This window comes from Cytophagia bacterium CHB2 (assembly GCA_030263535.1).
Taxonomy (GTDB): domain Bacteria; phylum Zhuqueibacterota; class Zhuqueibacteria; order Zhuqueibacterales; family Zhuqueibacteraceae; genus Coneutiohabitans.
Genome location: SZPB01000340.1, coordinates 1 through 7,069, shown reverse-complemented (window position 1 = coordinate 7,069; position 7,069 = coordinate 1). Strand labels below are relative to the sequence as shown.

Sequence of the window (7,069 nt, the reverse complement as noted above, 5' to 3'; positions counted from 1 at the left end):
GCCTCGGCGGCGGCCACGACGAGCGCGAACAGACGCTCAATCAGTTGCTCGTTGAGATGGACGGCTTCGATTCCAACGAAGGCGTGATTCTCATCGCGGCGACCAATCGCCCGGATGTTCTGGATCAAGCGTTGCTGCGCCCGGGCCGTTTTGACCGCCAGATCGTGGTTGACCGGCCGGATGTGCGCGGACGCGAAGGCATCTTGAAAGTTCACACCAAAAAAATCGCCATTGCCGATAAAGTCGATCTGGGCGTGCTCGCCAAAGGCACACCGGGTTTCTCCGGGGCCGATCTGGCAAATCTCGTGAACGAAGCGGCGTTGCTGGCGGCGCGCAAGAACAAAAACCTCGTCGAGATGCGCGATTTGGAAGAAGCGAAGGATAAGGTTTTGATGGGCGCGGAGCGGCGCAGCTTGTTGATCAGCGACAAGGAAAAACGCATTACCGCTTACCACGAAGCCGGCCACGTGTTGGTGGCCAAGCACACGCCCGGCTCCGATCCCATTCATAAAGTCACAATCATCCCGCGCGGGCGCGCGCTGGGCTTGACGACCTCGCTGCCGATCGATGAAAAACACAATTATTCGAGAAGCTATTGCGAAGCCTTGTTGGTTCATCTGATGGGCGGCCGTGAAGCGGAAAAAATCGTCTTCAATGAAACCACGACGGGCGCCGGCAATGACATCGAGCGCGCCACCGAGTTGGCGCGCAAAATGGTTTGCGACTGGGGCATGAGTGAAGTCATGGGCCCGCTGTCGTTCGGCAAAAAACAGGAAGAGATTTTCCTGGGTCGCGAGATTGCGCAACATCGCGATTACAGCGAGCAAACGGCGCAGAAGATCGACGATGAAGTGAAAAAAATCGTCACCGAAGCCTCGCACAAAGCCTATAAAATTTTGAGCGACAACGTGCACCAACTGCATGCGTTGGCCACCACGTTGCTGGAAAAAGAAATACTCGACGGCGTTGAAATCGACGCCGTGCTCAGCAACGCCGGGCTGCAACTCGAGGGCCCCGAAGAAAGCGGCAACGGACGAGTGGCGCCGCCGGCTGAGAACGTCGAAAGTCAACCGCCACAAACCACCACCAAAGCTTGACCTCATGCAGATCCCACCGGGGACAATATTCATCCTCATTGGCTGTGGGGTGGTGTTGCTCATCCTCTGGAATCTCTATCAGTATAGCAATGCCTTGAGCAAAAGGGCATTCCAGAGAATTGCCTTGCTTATCATTGCCGCTGGCATGACGGCGGCATTTTATTTTGTCCTGCGCGAACACCGGCGGTTTGCCAGCGGCCGGGCTAAGCTGCTTATCTTCCCTTTTATTCAAAACGCCGGCGAGGAACAGCGCTCGCTTTCAGCGGAAGGCTTTGCATTAGCGGAAGGCGTCGCCGCCGGGTTGGCGTCAAACCCGCAAGAACAGCTTCAGATTCTGCCGGCAGAAACAATCTTCGAACTCGCCAACCGCGATTCTCTCCACGACCCTGCGTATCTTTTAAAATTAGGAAACGGGCTGGGCGTTGACTTTCTCGGCCTGGGCGCTTATCAAGTTGCCGCCGGGAATTATCAAATTCAGTTTCAGCTTTTTCAGTCAGAGCAATCACAACCGCTCTTTCAACACAGCCTAAAAGCCCCGGCTCATCAACCGGCACTTGCAGTTGGCGAGATCAATGAAAAAATCTTAACACAACTCGATCTCCCGAATACTGACGACACAAACGCGAGCTTTCCCGCCAGCCGTCTCGCTGCAGCAGAACGATTGCAGTACTATGGGAGTTATCTTGATCTGGTGAGCGGCGAGCCTCAGCAGGCGGCGCGCAAGGCGGCGGCATTGGCGCTCAGCGACACCTCGCAAGCCTTGTTTGCCGTTCTGTCTGCGCGCGCGACCATGCACTATCTCGCGCAACGGCGCACACACGAGCAGGAATGGCGGGACTCTCTCCGCGTCTTGCTCCCTCGCTTGCGCTCCGCCATGCAACGCGATTCCTTGTCGGCCGCGGGCTGGCTCACGCTGGGGCAGACGTACATTTACGCCAAGAAATGGAACGACGCCGAACACGCGTTGCGCCGCGCCCTTGCCCGGGATTCGCTCAATAGCAAAATCTATCTGAGTCTTGCACAACTGCACATGAGCCGCGTGCAAGATCTCGGCTACAAAGACGAACTTGAACTGTGCCGCCGGGCGCTTGCGCTCAATCCTTTTGATGTTGAAGCGGCCATTGCTACGGCGAATCATCTGCTTTTGTCAAACCGCCGGGAAGAGGCGATTGCCTTGCTCGAAAAGTATCGCCGCTTGAATCCCGATCATCTGCCGGTGCTGATGATGCTCGGCCGCATTTTCGTCACCAAAAACGAGATCATGCAAACACTGCCGCTGTTCGAGCGCATTCTCGCACTTGACCCGGCCAATGCCGATGCGTATTATAACCTCGGCATCGCATATTACAATCAAGAGAACGACTCGACCGCGATCCGCTTTTTTGAACGCGCCCTGCAGCTCAATGATCACGCGGATGCGCGGCTGTATCTCGCCTACATTTACGAACGGCGCAAAGATATGGACAGGGCCATTCAGTATTTGCGTGAACGCATTCGTCTGAGCACGGGCGATGACGATGTTTTTGCCGGAGAAGCGCGCAAACATCTCTATGATGTTCTCTTGCAGCGCGGAGAAATTCCGGAAAATTTGCTACCCGACAAGCTTGAGAAGAAATAATGCCAACCTATTCGCTGCGTAGACTCTGCCTGACTCATGAAGCGGATTTGCAAGCCGAGTTGAAAGGCGAACGCGGCCCGCGCGCCGATGATTTTGCCCGCCGCGTGCGGCAGCATGCCTGGGTTCTCAAGATCATCTGCCGGGAGCAAGAATTTTCGTCCAGCTTGCTTTCGGCTTTTTCATTACGGGGATTGCCGTGCTGGGTCGCCGCCGCCGGCGTGGCTTATTTATTTTCGAATGAAGAACAGTTGCACGATCTGGCAACCAGCCGGCAGGCGCTTTCGAGCCAGGAGGCGGCATTTGCGCGCGAGTTGCGCGTGTTTTTGGAAAATCAATCGCGCAATGAATTCGTTATCGACAGCCCGCAGTGCAGCATGATTTTGGGTGGGCCGACGTTGATCATGGGCGTGCTCAACTGCACACCGGATTCGTTTTACGACGGCGGCCGCCATCACAGCCGCGAACAGGCGATTGCGCACGGCCTGCATCTGGCGGAAGCCGGCGCTGATGTAATCGATGTCGGCGGCGAGTCGACGCGGCCGAAGGGCGTTTATGGCGAAGGCGCGGAACCGGTTTCAGCGGAGGAAGAGATTGAACGCGTCGTGCCGGTAATCGAAGCCTTGCGCCAAAAAATCGAAGTGCCGATCAGTATCGATACCTACAAAGCGGCCGTGGCTGACGCTGCGCTGCAAGCCGGCGCCGCAATGGTGAACGATATCAGCGGCTTGCTGTTTGACCCGAAAATGGCGGAAATTGTCGCGGCCCGGCAGGCGCCGGTGATTTTGATGCACATCAAGGGCACGCCTGCGGATATGCAGGCCGACCCCGTTTACGAAAATCTTCTCGATGAAATCTATCTTCACCTCGACACGCAAGTGCAGGCGGCAGTGCAAGCCGGCATTCCGCGGGAGCGGATCATCGTCGATCCCGGCATCGGTTTCGGCAAGCGCCTCGAACATAATTTTGAAATCATTCGCCGGTTGGCGGAGTTGCGCGGTTTGGGTTGCCCGATTCTGGTCGGGCCTTCGCGTAAATCCTTCGTGGGCAAAGTGCTAAATTTGCCGCCGGATCAACGCCTGGAAGGCACGGCCGCTGCGGTAGCGCTGTCTATTGCGAACGGCGCACACATGGTGCGCGTGCATGATGTCGAGGAAATGCGCCGCGTCAGTCAAATTGCCGATTTGATTGCCGGGCGTATGGGCTATGAAGCGTAGGGAGGCGAAATGACTGATCTCGAACTTTTTCGCGTCGCGTTTCTGCGCGTGACATTGCTCGATGTTCTGGACATTCTGGCGATCAGCTTTGTGATGTATCGCCTCTATCTTTTCATTCGCGGCTCGCGCGCCGCGCAAATGGCGGTGGGGCTGCTGCTCATTCTCACCGTTTCATTGCTGGCGCAAATCTTGAACATGAGCGGGCTGAGCTGGATTTTCAGCCGCCTGGAAACCATCTGGCTGATCGCTTTTGTGATTTTGTTTCAACCCGAGCTGCGGCGCATGCTGGTGCATCTTGGCCAAAGCCCGGTGATTCGCTTCTTTGTCAAAGTCACCGGCTCGCGCCTGGTCGATGAAATCGTCAAAGCGACGCAGGAATTATCGCGCTTGCGGCACGGCTCGCTGATCGTGATTGTGCGCAATCACGCCATTCGCAGCGTGGTAGAAACCGGCATCAAGCTGCAGGCGGCGGCGTTCGCGCCGGTGTTGCTCGCCTTTTTCAGCCCCAAATCACCGCTACACGACGGCGCCATCATCATCGAAAACGAAGAAATCATTGCGGCCAAAGCCATCCTCCCGCTTTCGCAAACCGATTTGCTCGACAAACGCTACGGTACCCGCCATCGCGCCGCACTCGGCTTGTCGGAAGAATCAGACGCGCTTGTGCTGGTCACCTCCGAAGAAACCGGCCAAATCTCCATCGCCAAAGACGGACGCTTGCTAACCGATTTGAGCGAGGAAGAGGTAGAAAATATTCTATCAACCTCGCTGCATGTTACACCGAAGAAATAACTTTCCCAAATCTCAAACCGCCAATGAACGCGAATAAGCGCGAATAGGAAATTTAATTACCTTCATTTGGATTCATTCCCGGTTGCGGGAAAGGGGTATTCTGCTTAAATGGCATTCCTTATGGCTAAAACACAACTACTCGGCATGACGCGCGACGAACTGGCAACGTTCTGCGTTGCCCTCGGCGAAAAGGCATTCCGCGGTAAGCAGCTTTTTCAATGGCTTTATGGGCGTTCGGCGGAGCATTTCGAGGACATGACGAATTTATCGCTGGCGTTACGCACACGTTTGAGCGATGTGGCCGAGGTGGGTGAATTGACGCTGGTGCAGCGGCAGATTTCGCGCAAGCAGGATGCGGAGAAATTGCTGTTTCGTTTGCCCGACGGCTTTCAAATCGAAAGCGTTATGATGCACGAGGCGACGCGCCGCACGCTGTGCGTTTCCTCGCAGGTGGGTTGCCCCATCGACTGCAAATTCTGCGCGACCGGCAAAATGGGATTGTTGCGTAATCTTTCCGCCGGCGAAATCGTCAATCAACTGCTCACCGCGCAGCGAGTATGTCGCACCAATGTGACAAACGTTGTGTTGATGGGAATGGGTGAACCGATGAACAACTACGATGAAATGATCAAAGCGTGTTACTTGATGACGGACGAGGAAGGCCCCAATCTTGGCCAACGACACATCGTGATTTCGACCAGCGGGTTGATTCCGAAAATCCGGCAGTTTACCGAGGAAGGCCACAAATTCCGCCTGGCCATTTCGTTGAACGCCACCACGGACGAGGTGCGCGACAAACTCATGCCGCTCAATCGCAAATATCCCATTGCCGATTTGCTGGCGGCGGCGCGGGCCTACACGGCAAAGGCCAGACAACGCGTCACGTTTGAGTATGTTTTGTTGGAGGATGTTAACGACAGCTTGCAAGACGCCGACCGTCTCAAAAAGCTCGTTGCAAAAATTCCCTGCAAGGTCAATTTGATTCCCTACAACGCCGTGGATGAGCATTTCCGCCGGCCGAGCGTGGACCGTATTCAGGCGTTTTATCAACGCATGCAGGATGCGATTGTGCCGGTGACGCTGCGCTGGAGCAAGGGAGATGACATTGACGCGGCCTGCGGCCAGCTTTGGACGAAAGCCGAGCACGCCAGCAGCGGCCAGATGATGCCGCTGGCTGTTTCCTGAACGAAAAGCTTACAAACACTCTCCCCCCACACGTATCGTCTACACTCAATGCGAAGTCGAATGCCCGTTGGCCGCGGCCGGCGATTTCGCGCATTGCGAGGCCAGTGTCGCAATATCTTTTTTGATGTCTTTGTGCCAATCATCATGCGGCACATCTAGTTGCCGCGCGGTTGCAAGCTCCTGGCAACCGGTTTCAATTTGCCCGCCCAGAAAACTCACCTTTGCAATTTTGGTGCGGCATACGGCTTCCAAATAAGACGATAACTTGTTTTCCTGCTGTAACGTCGTCATAATGTGCCTGTAATAGTCCTGAGCGCGCTGAAATTCGCCCAAGCGCACCGCCGATTCTCCCGCGCCCCAGAGAAAAAAACGGCTGTTGGGAAACTCTTGCAGCGCGGAATCCGCCAGAGCAAAAGCTTCCGCCGGCTTTCCTTCATCCAATAAAATCCAGGTGAGGGCGTTAATCGCGGCATACCTGGCATATTTGCCGTGCGCAATCGTCTGCCGCACCATCGCGATGCCGGCAGCCCGCTCATCCGAGAACAGCGGCACGGGCAATTTGTTGCTGAGCTTGCTGCGATAGTATTTATAGGTACCGATGCCAAGCTGGGCGTCGTACAGCTTCGGATCGAGCTGCACCGCCGTCTCGAGATGATGAATCGATTTTAAGCCGAGCTGAAAGGCTTGGAAATAGCGGCGGTGTTTTGATACGTAAAACGATTCGTAGCCCTGGGCGCTGCCGAGATAGAAATGCGCCCATGCGCTGTTCGGTTGTTGCCGCAGCAATTTTTCCGCGCGCGTCCGGCAATTTTTTAAGCTTTTGTAAAATTCCTTCTCTTCCCGGTCGTCTTCATAGTCGAGCATAATGGCTTGCAAAGTGGCGGCGCGAAAGAGATGGCCAAGAGGGCTCTCGGGCGCGCGCGCAATGACCTGGTCGATTTCCGCAAGCGCGTGCGGATAATTTTGATTAATGGTGGCGCGTATCGAATTCTGCAGCAGGGAATCGATTTCCGCAGGGTGAATCTCCTGCGGGTAGCTAGAAACAGCAGTAAGCAACACCAGTGCGCTGGGCGCAAAGACGATGGGTAGTTCTTTGAAAAAGTTAGCGATTTGCAACAAACGTCCTTTCATGACCTCGATCCGTCGCGTGGAATTCAAAAATG

General features: G+C 55.4%; 6 protein-coding genes. 5 read left to right on the top strand and 1 reads right to left on the bottom strand.

What is annotated here, in order from left to right; genetic code table 11:
• The 5 genes from hflB to rlmN all read left to right on the top strand — a co-directional run.
• Positions 1–1,097: ATP-dependent zinc metalloprotease FtsH (gene hflB, locus FBQ85_24020; protein ID MDL1878200.1), on the top strand; the 1,097-nt coding region annotated here is incomplete at its 5' end.
• 4 nt (positions 1,098–1,101) lie between these two features.
• Positions 1,102–2,715: a tetratricopeptide repeat protein gene (locus FBQ85_24015; GenBank protein MDL1878199.1), complete on the top strand. Its 1,614-nt coding sequence runs from the start codon at positions 1,102–1,104 to the stop codon at positions 2,713–2,715.
• A 374-nt stretch (positions 2,716–3,089) separates the two neighbouring features.
• On the top strand, positions 3,090–3,929 hold the full coding sequence (gene folP, locus FBQ85_24010; protein MDL1878198.1) for a dihydropteroate synthase: 840 nt from the start codon (positions 3,090–3,092) through the stop codon (positions 3,927–3,929).
• A gap of 9 nt (positions 3,930–3,938) precedes the next feature.
• Positions 3,939–4,721 carry a TIGR00159 family protein gene (locus FBQ85_24005; protein ID MDL1878197.1) on the top strand — a complete coding sequence of 261 codons (783 nt, stop codon included), beginning with the start codon at positions 3,939–3,941 and terminating at the stop codon, positions 4,719–4,721.
• 108 nt (positions 4,722–4,829) lie between these two features.
• Positions 4,830–5,906: a 23S rRNA (adenine(2503)-C(2))-methyltransferase RlmN gene (rlmN, locus tag FBQ85_24000; protein MDL1878196.1), complete on the top strand. Its 1,077-nt coding sequence runs from the start codon at positions 4,830–4,832 to the stop codon at positions 5,904–5,906.
• 45 nt (positions 5,907–5,951) lie between these two features.
• On the opposite strand, the gene FBQ85_23995 is transcribed toward rlmN, so the two are convergent.
• Positions 5,952–7,037 (bottom strand): hypothetical protein, encoded by a 1,086-nt coding sequence (locus FBQ85_23995; protein ID MDL1878195.1) that lies wholly within the window; start codon positions 7,035–7,037, stop codon positions 5,952–5,954.
• Positions 7,038–7,069 lie beyond the last annotated feature (32 nt).

Coding starts and splice junctions, on each gene's coding strand:
- rlmN (MDL1878196.1), top strand. CDS start 4,830: ATGGCATTCCTTATGGCTAAAACACAACTACTCGGCATGACGCGCGAC.
- FBQ85_23995 (MDL1878195.1), bottom strand. CDS start 7,037: ATGAAAGGACGTTTGTTGCAAATCGCTAACTTTTTCAAAGAACTACCC.
- FBQ85_24015 (MDL1878199.1), top strand. CDS start 1,102: ATGCAGATCCCACCGGGGACAATATTCATCCTCATTGGCTGTGGGGTG.
- folP (MDL1878198.1), top strand. CDS start 3,090: ATGATTTTGGGTGGGCCGACGTTGATCATGGGCGTGCTCAACTGCACA.
- FBQ85_24005 (MDL1878197.1), top strand. CDS start 3,939: ATGACTGATCTCGAACTTTTTCGCGTCGCGTTTCTGCGCGTGACATTG.